The sequence below is a fragment of the Salinibacter sp. 10B genome (genome assembly GCF_002954405.1).
Taxonomy (GTDB): domain Bacteria; phylum Bacteroidota; class Rhodothermia; order Rhodothermales; family Salinibacteraceae; genus Salinibacter.
The window spans coordinates 2495921-2514603 of the sequence record NZ_MQWC01000004.1; the positions used below are offsets into that span (position 1 = coordinate 2495921).

General features: G+C 61.7%; 17 protein-coding genes. 5 read left to right on the forward strand and 12 right to left on the reverse strand.

Features of this window, described 5'->3' with window-relative positions; all coding sequences use genetic code 11:
* The first annotated feature begins 32 nt into the window (after positions 1-32).
* Positions 33-194, forward strand: a complete 162-nt coding sequence (locus BSZ35_RS19545; RefSeq protein WP_181149284.1) for a hypothetical protein — start codon at positions 33-35, stop codon at positions 192-194.
* A gap of 158 nt (positions 195-352) precedes the next feature.
* Here the strand turns inward: BSZ35_RS19545 and BSZ35_RS10305 are convergent, their stop codons facing one another.
* From BSZ35_RS10305 to BSZ35_RS10325, 5 genes are all read right to left on the reverse strand, one after another.
* Positions 353-1075, reverse strand: coding sequence for a succinate dehydrogenase iron-sulfur subunit (locus BSZ35_RS10305; RefSeq protein WP_105012353.1), 723 nt, complete (start codon positions 1073-1075; stop codon positions 353-355).
* A gap of 100 nt (positions 1076-1175) precedes the next feature.
* Positions 1176-2918, reverse strand: coding sequence for a succinate dehydrogenase flavoprotein subunit (gene sdhA, locus BSZ35_RS10310; RefSeq protein WP_105012354.1), 1743 nt, complete (start codon positions 2916-2918; stop codon positions 1176-1178).
* Between the two features lie 169 nt (positions 2919-3087).
* Entirely contained in the window at positions 3088-3546 is a 459-nt protein-coding gene (locus BSZ35_RS10315; protein WP_105012355.1) for a succinate dehydrogenase hydrophobic membrane anchor subunit, read from the reverse strand.
* Positions 3547-3599: 53 nt separating this feature from the next.
* On the reverse strand, positions 3600-4064 hold the full coding sequence (sdhC, locus tag BSZ35_RS10320) for a succinate dehydrogenase, cytochrome b556 subunit (protein WP_105012356.1): 465 nt from the start codon (positions 4062-4064) through the stop codon (positions 3600-3602).
* A gap of 178 nt (positions 4065-4242) precedes the next feature.
* The gene (locus BSZ35_RS10325; protein WP_181149285.1) at positions 4243-5406 is read right to left on the reverse strand and encodes a citrate synthase; all 1164 of its coding nucleotides are present in this window, start codon (positions 5404-5406) and stop codon (positions 4243-4245) included.
* 915 nt (positions 5407-6321) lie between these two features.
* On the opposite strand from BSZ35_RS10325, the gene BSZ35_RS10330 reads away from it, so the two are divergent.
* From BSZ35_RS10330 to BSZ35_RS10340, 3 genes are all read left to right on the forward strand, one after another.
* A complete protein-coding gene (locus BSZ35_RS10330) occupies positions 6322-8154 on the forward strand; it encodes an Rne/Rng family ribonuclease (protein ID WP_105012358.1) in 1833 nt (610 codons plus the stop codon).
* Between the two features lie 185 nt (positions 8155-8339).
* A complete protein-coding gene (locus BSZ35_RS10335; protein ID WP_105012359.1) occupies positions 8340-8633 on the forward strand; it encodes a hypothetical protein in 294 nt (97 codons plus the stop codon).
* Positions 8620-9513, forward strand: coding sequence for an MBL fold metallo-hydrolase (locus BSZ35_RS10340; RefSeq protein WP_105012360.1), 894 nt, complete (start codon positions 8620-8622; stop codon positions 9511-9513). Before BSZ35_RS10335 ends, BSZ35_RS10340 begins: the two co-directional genes overlap by 14 nt.
* Positions 9514-10210: 697 nt before the next feature.
* On the opposite strand, the gene BSZ35_RS10345 is transcribed toward BSZ35_RS10340, so the two are convergent.
* The 3 genes from BSZ35_RS10345 to BSZ35_RS10355 form a co-directional block, all read right to left on the reverse strand.
* Positions 10211-10882, reverse strand: coding sequence for a nitroreductase family protein (locus BSZ35_RS10345; protein WP_105012361.1), 672 nt, complete (start codon positions 10880-10882; stop codon positions 10211-10213).
* A gap of 381 nt (positions 10883-11263) precedes the next feature.
* A complete protein-coding gene (locus BSZ35_RS10350; RefSeq protein ID WP_219846625.1) occupies positions 11264-12445 on the reverse strand; it encodes a hypothetical protein in 1182 nt (393 codons plus the stop codon).
* 152 nt (positions 12446-12597) lie between these two features.
* On the reverse strand, positions 12598-13161 hold the full coding sequence (locus BSZ35_RS10355) for a hypothetical protein (RefSeq protein ID WP_105012363.1): 564 nt from the start codon (positions 13159-13161) through the stop codon (positions 12598-12600).
* A 373-nt stretch (positions 13162-13534) separates the two neighbouring features.
* Between BSZ35_RS10355 and queG the strand changes: the two genes are divergently transcribed.
* Entirely contained in the window at positions 13535-14518 is a 984-nt protein-coding gene (gene queG / locus BSZ35_RS10360) for a tRNA epoxyqueuosine(34) reductase QueG (protein WP_105012364.1), read from the forward strand.
* Positions 14519-14634: 116 nt separating this feature from the next.
* Here queG and BSZ35_RS10365 read toward each other — a convergent pair whose 3' ends face one another.
* The 4 genes from BSZ35_RS10365 to BSZ35_RS10380 form a co-directional block, all read right to left on the reverse strand.
* Positions 14635-15258 carry a Uma2 family endonuclease gene (locus tag BSZ35_RS10365; RefSeq protein WP_105012365.1) on the reverse strand — a complete coding sequence of 208 codons (624 nt, stop codon included), beginning with the start codon at positions 15256-15258 and terminating at the stop codon, positions 14635-14637.
* Positions 15259-15364: 106 nt separating this feature from the next.
* On the reverse strand, positions 15365-16705 hold the full coding sequence (locus BSZ35_RS10370; RefSeq protein ID WP_105012366.1) for an MFS transporter: 1341 nt from the start codon (positions 16703-16705) through the stop codon (positions 15365-15367).
* Between the two features lie 273 nt (positions 16706-16978).
* Positions 16979-17410, reverse strand: coding sequence for a hypothetical protein (locus tag BSZ35_RS10375; protein WP_105012367.1), 432 nt, complete (start codon positions 17408-17410; stop codon positions 16979-16981).
* A gap of 1 nt (position 17411) precedes the next feature.
* Positions 17412-18104: a dienelactone hydrolase family protein gene (locus BSZ35_RS10380; protein WP_105012368.1), complete on the reverse strand. Its 693-nt coding sequence runs from the start codon at positions 18102-18104 to the stop codon at positions 17412-17414.
* Positions 18105-18683 lie beyond the last annotated feature (579 nt).

An 18683-nucleotide genomic window follows, 5' to 3' on the forward strand; every position in this document is an offset into this window, starting at 1 on the left:
CGCATTCCCAACCACAATTCCACCTTCTACTCGTGGCAGATTCCTCGACCCGCAATCTCGGTCTTCGCATTCTGGGCGTGTGGCTTCTCCTCTGGGCGCTCTTCCGCTTCGTCGACCTCTCATTCGCCTACGACCACCTTGTGCTTCCCATCCTGGGCCTCGTGGCCGGGGTCCTGCTTATTATCGGCAGCTAGGGACCTACGTCTTTTCCCCAACGTGCCCCACACTGCTGTGCCCCCCACGGGGCAACGGTGTGGGGCATTTTGGATTTGACGGCTCGAACTGCCTCTCAATAAAAAAGCCCCACCTCCGGTGACGGAAGGCGGGGCGAGGAGAGGGAGAGCAGAAACCACTAGGCCTTCGTCGAGGCCTGAGAAGTCGCAGCGCGGCGCTTGAGGGCCGAAAGCCAGCGCGTGATGTCGATGTCCTTGGGACAGGCCTCGTTGCAGTTGAAGATGGTGTAGCACTTCCAAAGGCCGTCCGGCGAGTCCACTACATCGAGTCGCTCTTCGGCGCCGTCGTCGCGACTGTCGAACGTGTAGCGGTAGGCCTTGAGCATGGCCGCGGGGCCGAGGTAGTCCGGATCCGCCCACGTAGAGGGGCACGCGTGTGTGCACGCCCCGCACATGATGCACTTCGTCGCGTCCTCGATGACCTCATGCTCTTCGGGACTCTGCTCGCGCTCACGCTCCGGCGCCGGGCCATCGGTGATGAGCCACGGCTTCACGTCGCGGTACTTCTCAAAGAAGCGGCTCTGATCGATGACGAGGTCCTTCACGACCGGGGCAGAAGGGAGAGGCGCAAACGTAATCGTGTCGCCGTCCCCACTCACGAGATCTTTCACCAGCACCGAGCAGGCGAGTTTATTCTCACCGTTGATCTGCATGGCGTCGGAGCCACAGATGCCGTGCGCGCAACTCTTGCGAAAGGAGAGCGTGCCGTCCTCGTGCCACTTCACGTGCAGGAGGAGGGAGAGAGCACTGTCAAGTGGCTCAGCCGGCACCTCGTAGGCTTCCCAGTGCGGCTCGTCGTCCTCATCAGGATTGTAGCGCTTGATTTCAACAGTAAGGTCCATACTAATTTCGAGTTTCGAATGTCGAATTTCGAATGTTCAGAACGGCGAGCAAGCGCCGAAAAGCCTCCATTCGACACTCGACATTCGCCATTCGACATTGCTAGTATTTGCGTTCTTTCGGCTCAAAGCGGGTGATGACGACGTCCTTATCGTCAAACTCGTAGTCCCCCTCACAGTCGCTCCGAAAGAGCGTGTGCTTGAGCCACTCGTCGTCATTGCGATTCTGGTAGTCTTCTCGCGAGTGGGCGCCGCGGCTTTCCGTACGGTGGCGGGCACAGGCCGCAATGGCCTCGGCGTAATCCACCATGTACCCCATCTCCACTGCGTCCATGAGGTCGGTATTGAACCGCTTGCCCTTATCGTCCACGACCACGTTCTTCGCACGCTGACGCAGGCCCTGAATGTGGTCGAGCGCCGTGCTGAGGGTGTCGTCGTTGCGGAAGACACTCACGTTCTCCATCATCGTCTCCTGGAGCTCCGTCCGCACGTTCACGGTAGGCTCTCCTTCGTCCCGGGTGTTAGAGAGGAGGTCGTCGAGCATGTCGCGCGTATTCTTCTCGGGCTCCTCCGGCAGCGGGGCGTAATCCTTGCCCTGGCGCACCTGTCGGGCCATCTCCATGCCGGCGCGCCGGCCCATCACGACAAGCTCCAGTAGCGCGTTGGTGCCAAGGCGGTTCGCGCCGTGAATACTCACACAAGCGCACTCGCCCACGGCGTAGAGGCCGGGCACGTACTCTCCACGCTCCCCTCGCTCCACGTGCCCATCCTCGTTGGCCGGAATGCCGCCCATTGCGTAGTGACAGGTCGGCACGACCGGGATGGGCTCCTCTTTGGGATTGACGCCCATGTAGGTACGGGAGAACTCCGAAATCTCCGGGAGCTTCTTGTCTAGAATGTCCTCATCCACGTGCGTCAGGTCGAGGTGCACGTAGTTCTTGCCCTGAATGCCCCGCCCCTCCCGAATTTCCTTATAGATGCACTGGCTCACGAGATCGCGCGGCGCAAGGTCCTTGACGGTGGGGGCGTAGCGCTCCATGAAGCGCTCGCCTTCGCTGTTGCGCAAGATGCCCCCTTCCCCACGGGCGCCCTCGGTAATCAGGATGCCGAGGCGGTACAGCCCAGTCGGGTGAAACTGAACGAACTCCATGTCCTCCAGCGGGATCCCGTTGCGCAGCATGATGCCCATACCGTCGCCCGTGCTGGCGTGCGCATTTGAGGTCGTCTCGAAGGCACGGCCGTACCCACCAGTGGCAAAGCAGACCTGCTTGGCGTGGAAGGTGTGAATTTCACCGGTCAGGATCTCGTACGCGATCACGCCCGCACACTCCCCGTCCTCCGTCATGATGAGGTCGAGGACCTGAAACTCGTCGTAGAAGCGAACCCCCTGCTTCGTGCACTGGTCGTAGAGCGTGTGGAGGATCGTGTGCCCCGTGCGGTCGGCGGCGTGGCAGGACCGCTTGACGGGCGCCTCTCCGAAGTTGCGGGTGTGTCCCCCAAAGCGGCGCTGCGAGATCGTCCCTTCCTCGTTCCGGCTAAAGGGCACGCCGTAATGCTCCAGCTCCACAATGGTGCGAGGAGCATCCTTGCAGAGCGCCTCGATGGCGTCCTGGTCGCCCACGTAGTCACTTCCTTTGACCGTATCGAAGGCGTGCCAGAGCCAGTGATCCTCCTCTTCGTTGCCGAGGGCCGCAGCAATTCCCCCCTGTGCGGCTCCAGTGTGTGACCGGAGGGGATGAAGCTTCGATACGACCCCTACGTCGGCCCCGCCTTCACGGGCGTAAAGGGCAGCCATCAACCCGGATCCCCCTGCCCCAACGACGACGACATCATGCTCAAAAGTCATAGTTGGTATTGCGTATTTCGTATTGCGTGATGCGTGAGGCGTGAGGAGTGATACGTGAAGCGTGAGGAGGACATGCCCGCCTCTGTTCACGCATCACGATTCACGCTTCACGACCCGGTACCCAACAGCAGCATCGTGTCCACTTCCCTTCTTCGTTTGCCCCTGCCTGTCACCACCCGGCCGTAATCACCGAGTAGAGCCCAATAATGAATAGCCCGAGCGCAACCGTCCACGACAAGGATCGGGCCACGAGGCGTCCCATGGGATTTCGGATGTAGTCGGTGAGGACGTTGTTTAGCCCGTAGAAGCCGTGATGTAGCGCCACGATGAGGAACAGGATGTTAAACCCCTTCCACAGCACCGCGTAGACCGGATCGGCGAGGCGTTGCATCACCACCTGATACGGTGTCGCTTCGGCGTCAGGCCCAAACTTGGCCTTTACCCCTTCTTTCGCAGCGTCCGGATAGTCCGGCATTGCGCCCTTCTCCGTCACCACCTCATGCGTGACAGAGGCGACCTGATGGTCGTAGTGCTGTACCCAGAAGTGGGTAATCAGCATAAAGATCAGGAACGTCCCCGTGATGCGGTGCAGAAACCAATTCAGTGCGTTGGACTTCGAGGCAGCCATGTCTCAGAACAGAGCCTAGGGATGGACGGAGGCGACGAACAAGGAGGGGAGACTCACAGAAAGAGCGACGGCATCGTGCCAGGGCCAAAGAGCCACTCGCCCAATGCGTAAATCGACGGCCAGCCGCCGACGAGGATGATGAGCACCGTCACCGCCCCGAGGGTCACGAATAGCCGCTTCTGCTTCGGGCTCCACCCCAGGAAGTCGATCAGGACGATGCGGAGGCCATTCATGGCGTGATAGGCCACCGCCACAAGCAAGGCAAACTCGCCCACCTTGAAGAGGGGGCTGTGGTACTTTGCGATCAACGCATTAAACGTCTCCGGATCGCTCAGCGACTTCAATCCCCAGATATGGATCACGAGATACACGACCAGCCCCACGCCGGTCAGGCGGTGCATGAGCCAGGCAAACATGCCGGTACGCACGCGGTAGCGCTGGAAGCGGCTATCCTGCGTCGCGGTGGACTCATTCTCGGCGGCAGTCGCCGCAGGACGGTCTTGGGTGTCAACAGCCATGAGAGAGAGGAGGCATTATGACGCAAAAGGAGGCGGCCGGAGGGCATAGATGGGCACGCAAACCCCGGGGCGTCCGTTCCGACGGGGGAGCGGAACAGAACACCCTCGTTACGGGCGAACGCCCCGGGGAAGATGGCGGCCGCCCCTTCGACAATTTGCGGCCTTGCCCATCAAACGTCTACCGATCGGCGAGAGGAACGAACGTCTGGTTCTCCGCGCCTACGTACTCGGCCCGGGGACGGATGAGGCGATTGTCCTGCCACTGCTCCAGGAGATGGGCCGTCCATCCAGCCGTACGGCTCAGCGCGAAGATGGGCGTAAAGAGGTCGGGGTCGAGGCCCAGCTGATAGTAGGTCGAGGCACTGAAGAAGTCAACGTTCGGGTCAATTCCCTTGTCCTCCCGCATTGCTTCGAGGATGGCCATGCTATAGTCGTACCACTTCATCTCGCCCTCTTCTTCGCTCAGTTCCTTCACCATGTCGCGAAGAATGGCGGCCCGGGGATCCATGGTTTTATAAACACGGTGACCGAAGCCCATCACGCGCTCCCCGTCGTCGAGCTTCTTTCTCACGTATTCAGCCGGATCAGCGCCCTGCTCGTCAATCTCCAAGAGCATGCGCATGACCTCCCGATTCGCTCCGCCGTGCAGCGGGCCCTTGAGTGCCCCAATCGACCCGGAGACGGCCGAATACATGTCCGAAAGCGTGGACCCAATCACACGTCCCGTAAACGTCGACGCGTTGAGCCCGTGGTCGGCGTGCAGAACAAGACACACGTCGAAGATGCGCTCGGCGGCTTCGCCCGGCTCCTCACCGTTCAACATGTATAGGAAGTTGTGCGCCATCGAGCCGTCGTTGAGCGGCGACACCGGATCAAGGCCCTTCCGCAGCCGATCGAAGGACGCAATGATGGTTGGGATTTGCGCGAGGATGCGGGCGGCCTTGCGCCGATTGGCCTGTGGATTCATCGTGTCGGCCTCCCCGTCGTACAGGGCGAGGGAGGACACCGCCGTGCGGAGCACCGCCATCGGGTGGGCATCGTCCGGGGCATTGCGCAAGATGTCCATCACCGGCGCCGGAAGCGCGCGCTCGCCCCGCAGCTCGTCCCGAAGCGTGTCGAGCTCCTCCTGTGTCGGGAGACCTCCGTTCCATAAGAGGTGAACCACCTCCTCAAAGCACGCGCCTTCGGCCAGGTCGTGGATATCGTAGCCACGATACACAAGCTCCCCCTTCTGGCCATCAATGGAAGAGAGCTCAGACTCAAGGGCAATGACCCCTTCGAGTCCACGCGCCTTGACGGGCGCATCGTTCGTCGTCAACTCTTTCACGTCGTTATCAGCCATGGGTGTCGATCCAGTAAATGTCGGAACGGTGTGTGGAAAGTGCATACCGGAACGTGGAGGGCGCTCCCGAAACGTCCCTGGTGCGACCGAGGGACACACCTGGAGTGGGTATCAGGACGTCGGGCGTCTAAAAGATAGCGCTTCCAGCGTGTCCAAAACAAGAGGAAAATTAGAGAATACTTCCCTCTCGGGGGCCTTGGCAAAAGCCTCACGCCTGCATGGGTTTCCTTCACCCAAACGTCACAAATATACTTGTGGAAACGGCCCGAGGCCCCAACACCTAGTGGGCCGGGCGGCGCCCGAATGGCCCCAATTCGGCGACGGTATCCGCGCCCGTTCCCCTTGAGCGCAGCCGCCTCTTTTTCAGGGTCGGGATCATTTGCGTACGGATGCCAATACTCAATATGACCTTTGCTACACGTTGGAGTTTACTCAACGTGTGGCAGATGCCGGCTGGACCGACGGCGAGGGGGCGACGGGCGATGCGTCGCCCCACCCCTCAGGGCCGGCCCGAGGCGAGCCGAATGGGCCTTTCGCTCACCGGCTGTTGGGACCGATCGCTCTGCACAGCAGACGCGCGGTCCTCCTCGTTGCCTCGGCCCGACGCATCCATCGGATCTCTGTTCGGCATTCTTATACCTACCGCCGCTCCGAAGCGGCCCCCTTTTCGACCCCAATGCTCACGAGTCAACTTGTATCTGAGCGCTCTCGCACTGGCGTCGGTCGGCCGGTTGAGACTCCGCACAGCGGAGTTGCTGCCCAGCCGTCCGTCCGCGACGCCCCTTGCCGTCCTCCTGTCTTTACGCGAGGCGGTCCGTTCTCTTCTTCTCGACAGCACACAACGAATGCCTTGGTTCTCCATCCGGACGGATCAGGGGCCCCCGGTGCCCGCTCAGGTGCACACCTACCCCGCTTATGTCCAAAGAAATTGTTGTTAACGTCGGCGAGACGCAAACCCGAATCGCGATTGTCGAGGACGGAAAGCTCGCCGAGCTCTACATCGAAGACGCTGAAAATAAACGTACGATCGGCAACCTTTATCTCGGACGCATCCGGAAGGTGATGCCCAGCATCCAGGCTGCGTTCGTGGACATCGGCCAAGAGCAGGACGCCTTCCTTCACTTCTCGGATCTGGCCGACAACCTGCCGTACCTCATCAAGTACCTCGACCTCGACACCCCAAAGGTCGAGAAGGTCGACGTCCCGGCCGGCGGGAAAGACTGGGACAAGCGTCCCTCCGACCTTCTGAACCGCGGGCAGGAAATCCTCGTCCAAATTACGAAGGAGCCGATCTCAAACAAAGGCAGCCGCATCTCCACGGACCTGTCGCTGGCCGGTCGCTTTCTCGTACTGGTGCCCCTGCAGAACTACGTGGCCGTCTCCCGCAAGATTACGGAGGAAAAGGAGCGGCGCCGTCTCAAAGCCCTTGCCGGCAGCCTCGTGCCGGACAACTTCGGAGTCATCGTGCGCACCGTGGCGGAAGACCGCGACGCCAAGTCGCTCGACAAGGACCTAAAGCTGCTCATGGAGCGGTGGCGCCGGGTCGAGAACAAGCTGCAAGAGCAGCCAAGTGCGCCTGCCCTCATCCACGAGGACGTGGACATGGCCTCCTCCATCATTCGCGACCAGTTCTCGGAGGAGTACAACCGGCTGCTCGTGGACCACGAGAATCTGTACCACAGCATCCGCAGCTACGTGCGGGCCGTGGCCCCAAGCATGGTCGACTGTGTGGAGCTTCACGACGGCAACGAGCCCGTCTTTGAGGCCGCTGGCATCCAACAGGGTGCCGACCGGGCCTTCAAGGACCGCGTGGAGCTTCCATCTGGCGGCTACCTCTTTATCGAGCAGACCGAGGCGATGCACGTGGTGGACGTAAACTCGGGACGCTCGGGAAAAGGCAAATCTCAGGCCGAAAACTCGCTGAGCGTGAACATGGAGGCGGCCCGCGTTATTGCCCGCCAGATTCGCCTGCGCGACCTGGGCGGCATTATCGTGGTCGACTTCATCGACCTGCGCAACGAGGACGACAAGAAGAAGGTCTACGAGGAGCTCAAGGACGGCTTTGAAGACGACCGGGCCATCACGAAAGTGCTCCCGATGAGCGACTTTGGTCTCGTCGAGATTACACGCCAGCGCCTCCGCCCCAGCATCACCACCACCTTCTCGTCGGCCGACGGCGACTCCGATACCGAAGGCCAGGGCACGCCGAAGAAGCTCCAAAAGGCGGAGCGGAAGATCCAACGCCTCCAGCAGGAGGTCAAAAAGCGAGAGCAGGAGATGGAGCGCCTCCGCAAGCAGGAAAAATCCGACGAAGGGGAATCGGCGGAAAAGGTGGAGCGAATGCAGCAAAAGATTCGCGAACTGGAGCAAGAGTTGGAAACGGCTCGCGCGCAGGCGCAGGACGCCCAAAAGCAACAGTCTGCTCCGTCCGACAACGGCGAAGCCGGCACCCCGCACTCCGAACTACAACCGGACGACGAGGCCCCGGCGCCGAACAAATTTGTGGAGACCCTCGAACAGTGGATCGCCGACCATCAGGCTCAACACCGGTCCGTTACCCTTCAGGTTCACCCCTTCACCGCGGCCTTTCTGCGCCGCCCGGTCCCGACCTATCCGACACGCTGGTTTATGGATCACCTCGTGCGCGTCCACCTCGAAACGGACGATAGTCTTGCGCCCCAATCCTTCCGCCTCATCGATCCCCATGGGGACGTTCTCGCCGAAGGAGCCCCCACGAAAACGACCTGACGCCCATCGCGAGGACAGAGTCGCACCCGACGAGTCCCCGCAGCGGGAGGGCCCTTCCCCACAGCCCTCCGTGACGCATAGGCCCCGCGGCCGGCAAGAATCCGGGCAATAACCAGCCTGTGCTGGGGAACCGACGTGGTGCTCACACGGAGTTGTGGCTTTTGCTGGACCAGTTTGTCATCTGTATGGACACGCCGACCATCATCGAAGAACTTGAGGACGTCGCCCAGCGGCTCGGCTTTGAAGTGCGATCCGAAAAGGGAAACTTTCGGGGCGGACGCTGCATCGTGGAGGGAGAAGAGCTCATCATGCTCAACAAACGCCACCAGCCCGAAACACAGCTCGTCGTGATGGCAAATGCGCTTCGAGACGCCCCGCTCGACACCATTTACCTGAAACCGGCTGTGCGTCAGGCCCTGGAAGACACCTGGGCCGCCCTGGACGCAGAGACGGAGGAGGCGTCGCATGTCGAGGGATAACCACGAGCCTCCTCTCTCGCCCACTGCTGCGTCCGTCGTGTCCAACGCAGCGGCCGATCGGCACGCCTCGTCTCCACCGATCCGCGTCACGATGCTCGGTACTGGTACCTCCACCGGCGTGCCCGTATTGGGCTGCTCGTGCGAGGTCTGCTCGTCGGACGATCCCCGCGATACCCGAACCCGCTGCTCTTGTTACGTCCAAGTGGGGAACATGGGCCTCCTCATCGACACCGGCCCCGACTTTCGGCGGCAGGCCCTGCGGGAAGAAATCGGGCGGATCGATGCCGTCTGTTACACCCACCACCACTTCGATCACGTGGTGGGGCTCGACGACCTGCGTCCCTTCTTTTTCGAGAACACGCAGGTGATGCCCTGCTACATGCATCCGGATACCGCGTCCATCCTGCGGGACAACTACGATTACATCTTTGGCGCGGACCCGTACCCCGGCGCCGCAAACGTCGCCATCGAAGAGGTGACCGGCCCGTTCACCGTGCCCAGTCGCTATAACGATGCCCCTCCCGTGCCCGTGGATCCCCTTCTCCTCTACCACGGCCAGACGCCCGTCTACGGCTACCGCATCGGCAGCTTTGCGTATCTCACCGACGTGAACCGCATCCCGGAGGCGAGCTACGAAGCGCTGGAGGAGATCGACGTGCTGGTGCTCGACGCCCTGCGTCCCGACCCACACCCCACCCATTTCTCCTTCGATGAGGCCGTGACAGTGGCCCGGCGCATCGGGGCGCGGCAGACCTACTTTGTGCACATGACCCACAACGTGCGCCACGCCGAGGCCAACGCTCGCCTGCCGGACGACATTCAGCTGGCGTACGACGGGCTGACCCTTCCCGTCTCGTCCCGCACGTCGTCGACGCCGTAAGCTCACGTCTGGAGGTTCGGCGTTGGGCGCAAGAAATCACGGGACAGTGCTACTGCAGCGTCAAGCGTCACTGTACGGGTGTAAGCGAACTAAAAAGCACGTCATTTCGAGTAACGTCAAGATCCCCTCCTGGTGAAGCTGTCTGCTTCGAGGAGGCTTCTCGACTTTGGCAATCTCTGTGTCTTTTCAGATTAATCGTCGGACGCCTCTCGGAGGGAGCGCGCTGGAAATTCTTCATTGTCCGAGTGCGTCAGGCAAGAGGAGCGTATGCGCTCCAGGATTGCCGCGAGCGAGTTTGAAGAATTTCCGCGTGACCGGAGATTGGGGATCTTTGATGCCCGAGGTCAGGCATTTTCTTCACTGGCGTGATCTTTTTAGTCCATTTTTGGATCCAGCCAAAAATGGACGCCTCTTCTGGAAAGAAGCACCGGTGAATGAAGGGAGTAACATCGTACGGCGCTTATTTTCATAATCCCACACAGATTGCCACGCTCGAAGCGACCTGCCGTAGGGATTTTGAGTTCGCAATCAGATTGAGACTTGACAACCCACTACTCTAGCCTGCTAGAGATGGAACCAGTGGCGCCATTGGAGTCCAACGACACTCCGAAGTGGAAGTCTGCCTTCGAACGGTGATGTCAGGAGCGAAGCAGTCACTCCACTCCCTCTGCTCCCACGCGCCCACTCTCTTGCCCTCTCATCGGTTCCACTGCACAATTTCGTCGAGCGACTTCTTGTCGATGTCCGGGACCGTAGCATCTTCTGCCGGATAGCCGACCGGGAAGAGGATGTAGGGTCGCTCGTTCGACGGCCGCCCCAGCAAGTCATTCAGGAAGCCCATGGGAGCGGGCGTGTGCGTGAGTGTCGCGAGGCCCATCTGGTGAAGGGCCGTGATGAACATCCCGCAGGCGATGCCCACGCTCTCCTGCACGTAATAATTCGTGGTCTTGCTGCCGTCCTCGTCGACGTCATAGGGCTTGGCAAAACAGACCACGAGCCAGGGGGCCGTTTCAAGGAATGGCTTCCGCCAGTCCGTCCCCAGCGGCGCCAGGGCCTCCCGCCACTCATCGGACATCCGCTCCTCGTAGGTCGTCTTCTCCTCTTCCTCCGCCGCCTCGCGAATCTCCCGCTTGAGGGCCGGGTCGTCCACCGCCACGAACTGCCAGGGCTGCCGGTTGGCGCCACTCGGGGCCGTGCCCGCCGTTCGGATCGCCGCGGCGATACACTCGCGCGGCACCGACCGGTCCGAAAAGTCGCGCACCGACCGGCGCTGGGCCATCACTTCGTAGAACGACTGCGCTCGCTCCCGTATCTCTTCAGGAGGACGCTCAGTGAAGTCGAGAGGAATGGAGTCGTATGGGTCGGGCATACCTGGAGGAAGCTGGTTAGAACAGACGATCCTGATTCCGCCTCAACCGCCAGAAAGGGGAACAGGATTCGATGTCGATCAGAGGCACGTAGGGAACGAACCAGCTGGATACTGAGGTACGAAAAAAACCTACGTACCCATCTCTAAAGTGTGGAAAACGAGCGCCCCTCCTAACGACATGGGCTGAGATGTATACCGAGACGCGCGCCGATCAAGCGTAGAGGGCGGCTTCGGTTTCTTCGGGGCCATTACGCGGATTGCAGGAACGATCTCGCTTCCTGCCGTCGATACGGCAAAAACTCATACGGAATCGCCGCCGCTCCGTCCACTGCACGGACGCAATCACCCATAGAAGGAGGCCGCGCGGCAGCCCGAACGACGTTATCGCCGGAAGTCGTAGCTGATGCCGGCACTCATCGAGAAGCGGGCCCCATCGCCCGCCGCGCCCGTCACGTCCATCATAGCGGGCGTGATGACGATGGGCCACTTCGGCACCGGAGCGATCGACAGGCCAAGCGCGAGGTCCTGCCCCGTCCAGTTGGCGATGGCGTTCACGGGCGGCAGGACGCGCACGGCCACGCTCCCGAATGGATTCATGCCGTCCGCTCCCCGAGCAAAGTCCGCCTCGCGGAGAAACCGATCCGTGCCGAGCCCCACGTTGAACACCATTGAGCCGAGTGCGGAGGCTGGACGATCTCGCAGCAGGACGACCTTTGACACCACCACGTACCGGCTGCTGCCGCCGTCCGTGCCGTCGGTATGCCAGATGTTTTCGTGCCCCACGGCAATTGCACTGTGGAAGGGCAGCCGACGGTGCAGTTTGAGGCTCAAGCTCCGGTCCTCAGCAAACTCGGTGTAGGTGTCAAGGATGTTGACCGTCACATCGAGCCCCACATACCGCGTCGGGTTGCCGAGACCAAATCCAGCCGAGGCGACCCCATCCGTCCAGTCGTCGTACCGGATGCGCTCCTGATACCCCACCCCGGCAAAGACTTGTCCCCACCGTGGGCCGTATCCCGTGGGTGTGTTGATGGTGGACGACGGCTGGCCCCGTGTCACATCCACAGGGAGGAGCTGCCCCGTTGGCAGGGCAATGCGAAGCCGGTCTCGGAGCGAATCGGCCGGAACGAGCAGCAGACCGGAGGTTCTTCCCCAACCGGTCGCAAGCGTTCGTGAACTGAGAGCAAGAAGGGCGTCGACCCGGTGGTCCGGCAGATGTACCACAGGCAAAGCAGAGCGGTAGGGCACCGGTGATTCGATCGAGCGCTCTCCGACTCCGAATGGGGCGGAAGCGTTCTCCCGAGAGATCGATACTGCAGAACTCGGGGCCGGCTCATTCAGTTCAGCGGATAGAGCTGTCGGTGTGTCTTCATCAGACTGCGTTTCCCCTTTTTCCACTGCGAAAACAGGGACGGTTGAAGCATTGGAGCCCCCGACGTCCTGCACGGGGAGCTGCTGGGAAAAAGAAGCAGCGGCACTCGACATTTGCGACGCGTCATGCTCTCCCTGCCAGGGACTGCCCATGAACACGAGGACCGTAAGAACGACAAAAATAGAGGGCAAGAAGGTAACGGATTTTTTCATTGCGACGTGGAGCCGATAATCAACGAAGCGGGGCGGGGGAGCGCAAAGAGGCTCCCTCCGCCCCTCTACGGGTCATCAGCAGGCTGTGCACGACCTCAAAATCGGCAATTCCCATTCCCCCCTGCCCCCCGTCAGAGGGTCGCCGCATCGAGGAGTGTTATAAGCAGGATCCGTGCAGCAATAAAGTCGGACGGTGGCTGGGCGAGAAAAGCGGTTGGGGCAATCTCAACGACCGAATTGAATGCCTGCAAGGCTGTCACAAGTTGGGTCGGCTGCACGGTCTCGTTTTCAAGGAGCCCCGTGAGCGCCGTGGTAAAAGCGGTGGCCTCAGAGGCGGGGACCCCTTGGCCAACCAGCAGGTCATAGAGTTGCTGGGACGCGGCGTGCCTCTTCGCTCGCGTCGGCACAAATACGAGGTCCATCATCTGCGGGGAGACCGTGACCGAGGTCCCGTCTCCCGTCGCTAGCACCCCGGACCGCACGGATTGGGCAAGCTGAGACGACACTGCCACCAACCGCCCTTGGGCCGCCTCGGTCTGAAAAGCGTCGAGGTCGCTGAGGGTGCCGGATACGTCACTACCAGACACGTCGCTCTGCGGAATCGATCCCCCCGTATCGGTGTTTTGGGCCCACACCGGGCTGGCTGTAAGGACGCACACCGCCGCAATGAGAATAGATCGAGCAAAAAGAGTCATCGGAGAGACGCGGGAACGCGGGAGAGGAGGGGGAACGTCGGGATTCAAGATCCCAAATGGACTGGTGGGACTTCTCTGTCGTTTGGCTTGCTCATAACAGAAGGTTTGGAGCGTATCTTGTCCGGCAATGGCCTATGCCGTGGGCCGAAGCCTCTGCTCTACGTTTCGGGCTCTGCACACTCCCTGGATGGCCCCGTTCTCCCCCCTGCCTCCTCGGCGCCCCCTCACAGCGCTTCTTGGTAGCTGGTATCAGACGTCCCTGACACACAGGCGGCGCGTCTCCGTTGCGGCCCTCCATTCCTGCACGAACGTGCACAGGAGGTAAGCGTACACGCCAGTCCCTTCGTCTCGCTGACGTGTGCTCTCTCCATCCATGCCCGGATTCGACGCCACCAGCCAAGAGCGACTGGCCCAGGCCACGAAGCTAGAGGCCACCCGTCTCGGCTTCGACGCGTGCGGCATTTCCAAGGCTGAGCCGCTCGACGAGGAGGCGATTCGGCTGGAGCAGTGGCTGCTGGAGGGCCGCCACGGCACCATGGACTGGATGGAGCGCAACTTCGACAAGCGCATCGATCCCACGAAGCTGGTGGACGGCGCCGAGTCCGTTATCTCGGTGCTGCACAACTACTATCAGCCCACCGATCATCCCGACGATCCGGAGGTCGGCAAAATCAGCCGGTACGCCTGGGGCACCGACTACCACGAGGTGATGAAGGAGAAGCTGTACCTCCTCTACCAGTGGCTGCAGGAGGCAGTGGACGCCGAGATCAACGGCCGCGCCTTCGTCGACAGTGCGCCGGTAATGGACAAGGCGTGGGCGAAGCGGAGCGGCCTGGGATGGCAGGGCAAGCACTCGAACGTCCTCAACCGCGAGACCGGCTCGTTCTTCTTCCTCGGCGAGCTCATCGTGAGCGTGCCGATGGACACCGACGATCCGATGGCCGACTACTGCGGCTCCTGCACGCGCTGCATCGACGCGTGCCCCACCGACGCCATCTACGAGCCCTACGCCGTGGACGCCAACCGGTGCATCTCGTACCTCACCATCGAGCACGGCCCCGACGACGTGCCCGACGGCCTCCAGCCCGACGTGGGAAACTGGCTCTTCGGCTGCGACATCTGCCAGGACGTGTGCCCGTGGAATAAATTCAGCCAGCCGACCGACGAGGAGCGGTATCTGCCGCGCGAAGGGGTGACGGACACGGCGCTGGAGGACTGGGCGGAGATGAACCTGGACGAGTTCGAGCGTCGCTTTGAGGCCAGCCCCGTAAAGCGCGCCACGTTCGACGGCTTCAAGCGCAACGTGCGCAATGCGATCCAGAATGCCCTGAACCGACGGGCAGACGACTCCTCTTGATGCTCAGGGGTGCGAACTTCTGCGCAGACAGTGAATCGGGAAGACGTGATCCGTGAATCCGTAGCCGAAGCACACGCCGGTTCCTCACGCTTCACTCCTTACGAGTCACGAACCGTCTACTCCTCTTCGTCGGACGGATCCTGCGGAAGCACTACCCCCACCTCAAACGATAGCAAATCGTCGAAGAGCGGCGTGACCGACCCGTCCCGCGTCATCGTCTCACGCTGCCGGTATTCTCCATCGGCGGGCTCTCGGTAGACCTCAATCGTGTCGTTCTGGAGATTGACGATCCAATATTCCGGAATCCCGTTCGTCGCATAGCACCGGAGCTTCGTCGTTCGATCCTTCTCCAGTGAGGTGTCTGCCACCTCCACAATCAGGGGAATCTCGTCCGGCTCCCCCTCCAGAAGATCATCGGCTGTTCCGCTCAACACGGCAAGATCCGACTCCGGCACGTTGTGGCAGTCGAGCGGAAGGGTCGATTGCGTCTGGACGACGTACGGCGCGGCGCGAAGACGGTCGACCAGAAGCTCGGTCGCTTTGATGACGGCGGCACGATGAGGAGCGTTTTGGGCAACCATTTCTACGATGTGACCATCCAGGAGCTCGGTCCGGTCGTCTTCATCGAGAATGCCGACCTCTACCATCCGGAAATACTCCTCCTGCGTGAACCGGCGGGGGCCTGCAGACGGCTCGTTATCAACCTCGGACGAGGGACGTGAAGCGACGGTTGTAGCCATGTCGGATCCGAGCAGAAATGAGAGAAGGACACGGACTTGTTAAAACAACCAGAGTTGTCTCAAGGATCCGACAACCGACGCTAGAGTTCGGGACGCTGGATTCGCCTCAGGCACCATATTCGGCGGTCCGCGGTCCGCCGTCCGCAGCTGCCTCCGCCCGCTCGTCCCGCCACTCGCGCGGCACCACCACAAGGAGCCAGCCCAATCCACAGGCCATCTGCAGCCCGGCAAACGCCAGCACTGCGCTCTCTAGCGTCAGCCAGCCGACCTCCAGCAGCGCACTGCCCACGAGAATCGACATCGACTCGGCGGTCATAACGAAGAGCCAGTCCGTCGAGAACACCCGCCCCCGGTATCGGTCCTCCGTCCGCTTCTGCAAGATGACCGTGCTGAGGACCCAGTTGCCTCCGCTGGCGGCGTGCCCCAGCACCACGAGCGTACAGACGAGCGCGATGATCGACAGGCTCGACGACCACGGCACGAGGCCGATGCCCACGTAGCACAGCCCGCTAATCATCACGGCCCCGCCGATGACGACCGGCCACTGATGCCGCTCGGGAAAGAGGGCGCGCACCACGATGGGCCCGATGCCGGTGCCAATGCCGCGGGCCATGTAGAGAATGCCGATGCCCGCAGCCAGGGCAGAGGGCGCAATCCGATCGCCCAGAAGCGCGAGCATGTAGACGAGAGATCCCCCCGCCACCGCCCAGGTCGCCTTCGCAAAGGCAAACCGCCCAATGCGGGGATGAGCGCGGAGGTGCTGCCAGCCGTCCATCACCTCACGAGCGGCGGATCGGAGGAGGGAGGTCTGGGCAGGCTCGGTGTCCTGTGGAATGGTGGTTCCGATGATGAAGACGGCTGAGAGGACGTAGGTCGCACTATCGATCCAAAACACCGCTTCTGTCCCCAGCGCCTCCACGGCAAAGCCGCCGAGGGCCGCCCCCACCGCGAGCATTGTCGACCACGTGGCCGACATGAGCGCATTGGCTGTGAGGAGCTCCCGCGGCGTGGTGATGTTGGGGAGCGCGGCGCTCTTGGCCGGGTTGAAGACCGCCCCCGCCACGACCTGTGCCGTCAGCAGCACGTAGAGCCAGGGCACCTCCGCCGGCTGGTCGATGAGCAGAAAGCCCAACACGATTACGGCCCGCAGCACGTCCATCCCGATCATGAGCCGCCGCCGGTTGTAGCGGTCCACAAGGACCCCGGCCAGCGGCGCCGAGATGGCCCAGGGCAACATCTTGGTGATGAACACGGCCCCCAGCGCCAGGGGCGAGCCGGTGAGCTCGGTAATGAGGACGTAGAGAGCGATGGTGTTGAACCAGTCGCCCAGCAAGGAGATGAGATTCCCGATCCAGAGGCGCCGGAAGTTTTTGTTGCCGGAGACAAGTGCCCAGTATCCGGCCTGGTCCTCGACCTCAACGTCGTGTGCGGTGTGGGATGTGGCCATAACGGCGATTCAACCCAGCAGCGGCGGGGCGGGGTTCGGACGAATCCCTGTCCCATCAAAAAAATCACAGGTGCATCGTCCGTGTTCTTCCCACGGATGGGCCTCTTACAACCAGATCTGCTCTGCTTTTGGACACGTGCCCTCAACAGGGAGTAGGTTGAAAAGAAGCGGTCGAGAAATCCCACTGAGTACGAAGACGGACGATCTGTAAGGGGGAGTGGCTTTAATCTCAGGACTCACGTCTCCCTCACAGCGTGTCGCGTCGACGGGTCTTCAGAGCTGAATCACCGCTACGGCCAAGCCAATGCCGACCGCATCGGCCACGAGGTCCTTGCCGCTGGCCGTGCCCGTGAGGCGCGACGCGTCATAGAGCTCTTTTAGAATGCCGATGGCCGCCCCTGACGCGATGGAGGCAGGGAGGGCGTCGCGCTCCGTCCAGTCGGCCTTGTTCACGAGAATGTACTGCGTGGAGAGGGTCCAGAGGCCGCTAAACACGACGTGTTGCACCTTGTCCCGCCCCAACCAGCGATCTCGGATCGGAGCAGGAGTAGGGGAGGCCCCGTAGCGCAACTCAAACGCCACCGCCGCAGCTGTCAGCGAATCGGCGGAGGAGGGAGAGGCGGCCTGCGCCCACCCCAGCGGGGCAAATCCAAAGAGGATAACAATGCCGAGTCCGAGGATCCCACATCGCCACCTGAAAGACACGCTACTCCTCATCGTCATCATCATCGGCCGTTTCGACTGTGGAGGGCACGTCGACGTACCGGCCCAGCAGCGACCGGATGTGCTGGATCTCGTCCTCGTTCGTCGTGTGTCCCATGCCCTCGTAGATCCGCTTCGTGACCGTCGCGCTCATGCCTCGAAGCACATCGGCCGTTTCCTCCACTCGTTCCAGCGGAATGTAGGGATCCTGGTCGCTGCAGCCGAGAAAGACGGGCGTGCCGTCGAGGGTGCCCTCGTAGTCGAACGTCGTGTCCTCCGGACCGATGAGACCGCCGCTGAGTCCCACGACGCCGCCGTATCGCTGCGGATTGCGGGCGGCATACTCGGTGGCCAGACAGGCGCCCTGCGAAAACCCACACAGGACGATCTCTTCCTCGCTCAGTCCAGCGTCGGTGACTTTTGCAATCGTGTCGGACACAACCTTGAGCGCCGAGCTCAGCGCCGGTTCGTTGTTCTCAATCGGCGCCATGAACGACTCGGGGTACCAGGAGCGTTGTGCGGCCTGCGGAGCGAGGTACGCCACGTCGGGCATGCTCAACTCGTCGGACAGACTCAGGATGCCGCGGGCCGAGGCGCCGCGCCCATGGAGGAGGATCATGACCGCAGAGGCCTCCGAGAGCGGAACGCCGCGGTCGAGGAGGGGCTGGTCCTGATGAGGATGGTCGGAGGAAGGCATATGGTTTTTAGATTCGTGCAGCATCAACCAGTTTAGTGTCGCGTCCGTACCGGGGAACGCCTTCCGACGGAAATCGCTCCAACAGTCCAGAGAGGGTTCCCCAGTCCCACGCTCACTGCTCCGCCTGCCCCCCAGCATCATGTGGCCCCGGGAGGCACGAGGCGACATCGCCGGATTGCCGAACACGAGGTGCCGCCATTTCCAGGATCGCCGCCCCCTCTGCGTTCCCTTCCTCCGCCAGAGGCGCATACCAACCTCCTCCATCTGCCCGTTCTTGGCGAGAGGATTGTGTAAACCGAGCATAGAAGCGGTTCCAGGATTTTCCGTGTGGGGATCAACCTCCATCGTTTGCAGTTTCGATAGTGTAAAGTCGGGACTCTGCCGAGTGCTGGCTCGTGCTGTGTTGCGTGCTCCGTGTCGGGTTGAGCATTGCTGACCGAGTCGTAACTTCGTAGCAGACAGTCAACCTTCGAACACTGAGTACACGTTCGACACTCAACATCCTCTGCTTGACTACGCACGAGTACTGCGGCACAATGATCGGGATGGACCGCCCGTTTCACAATCGTGCACGGTCCG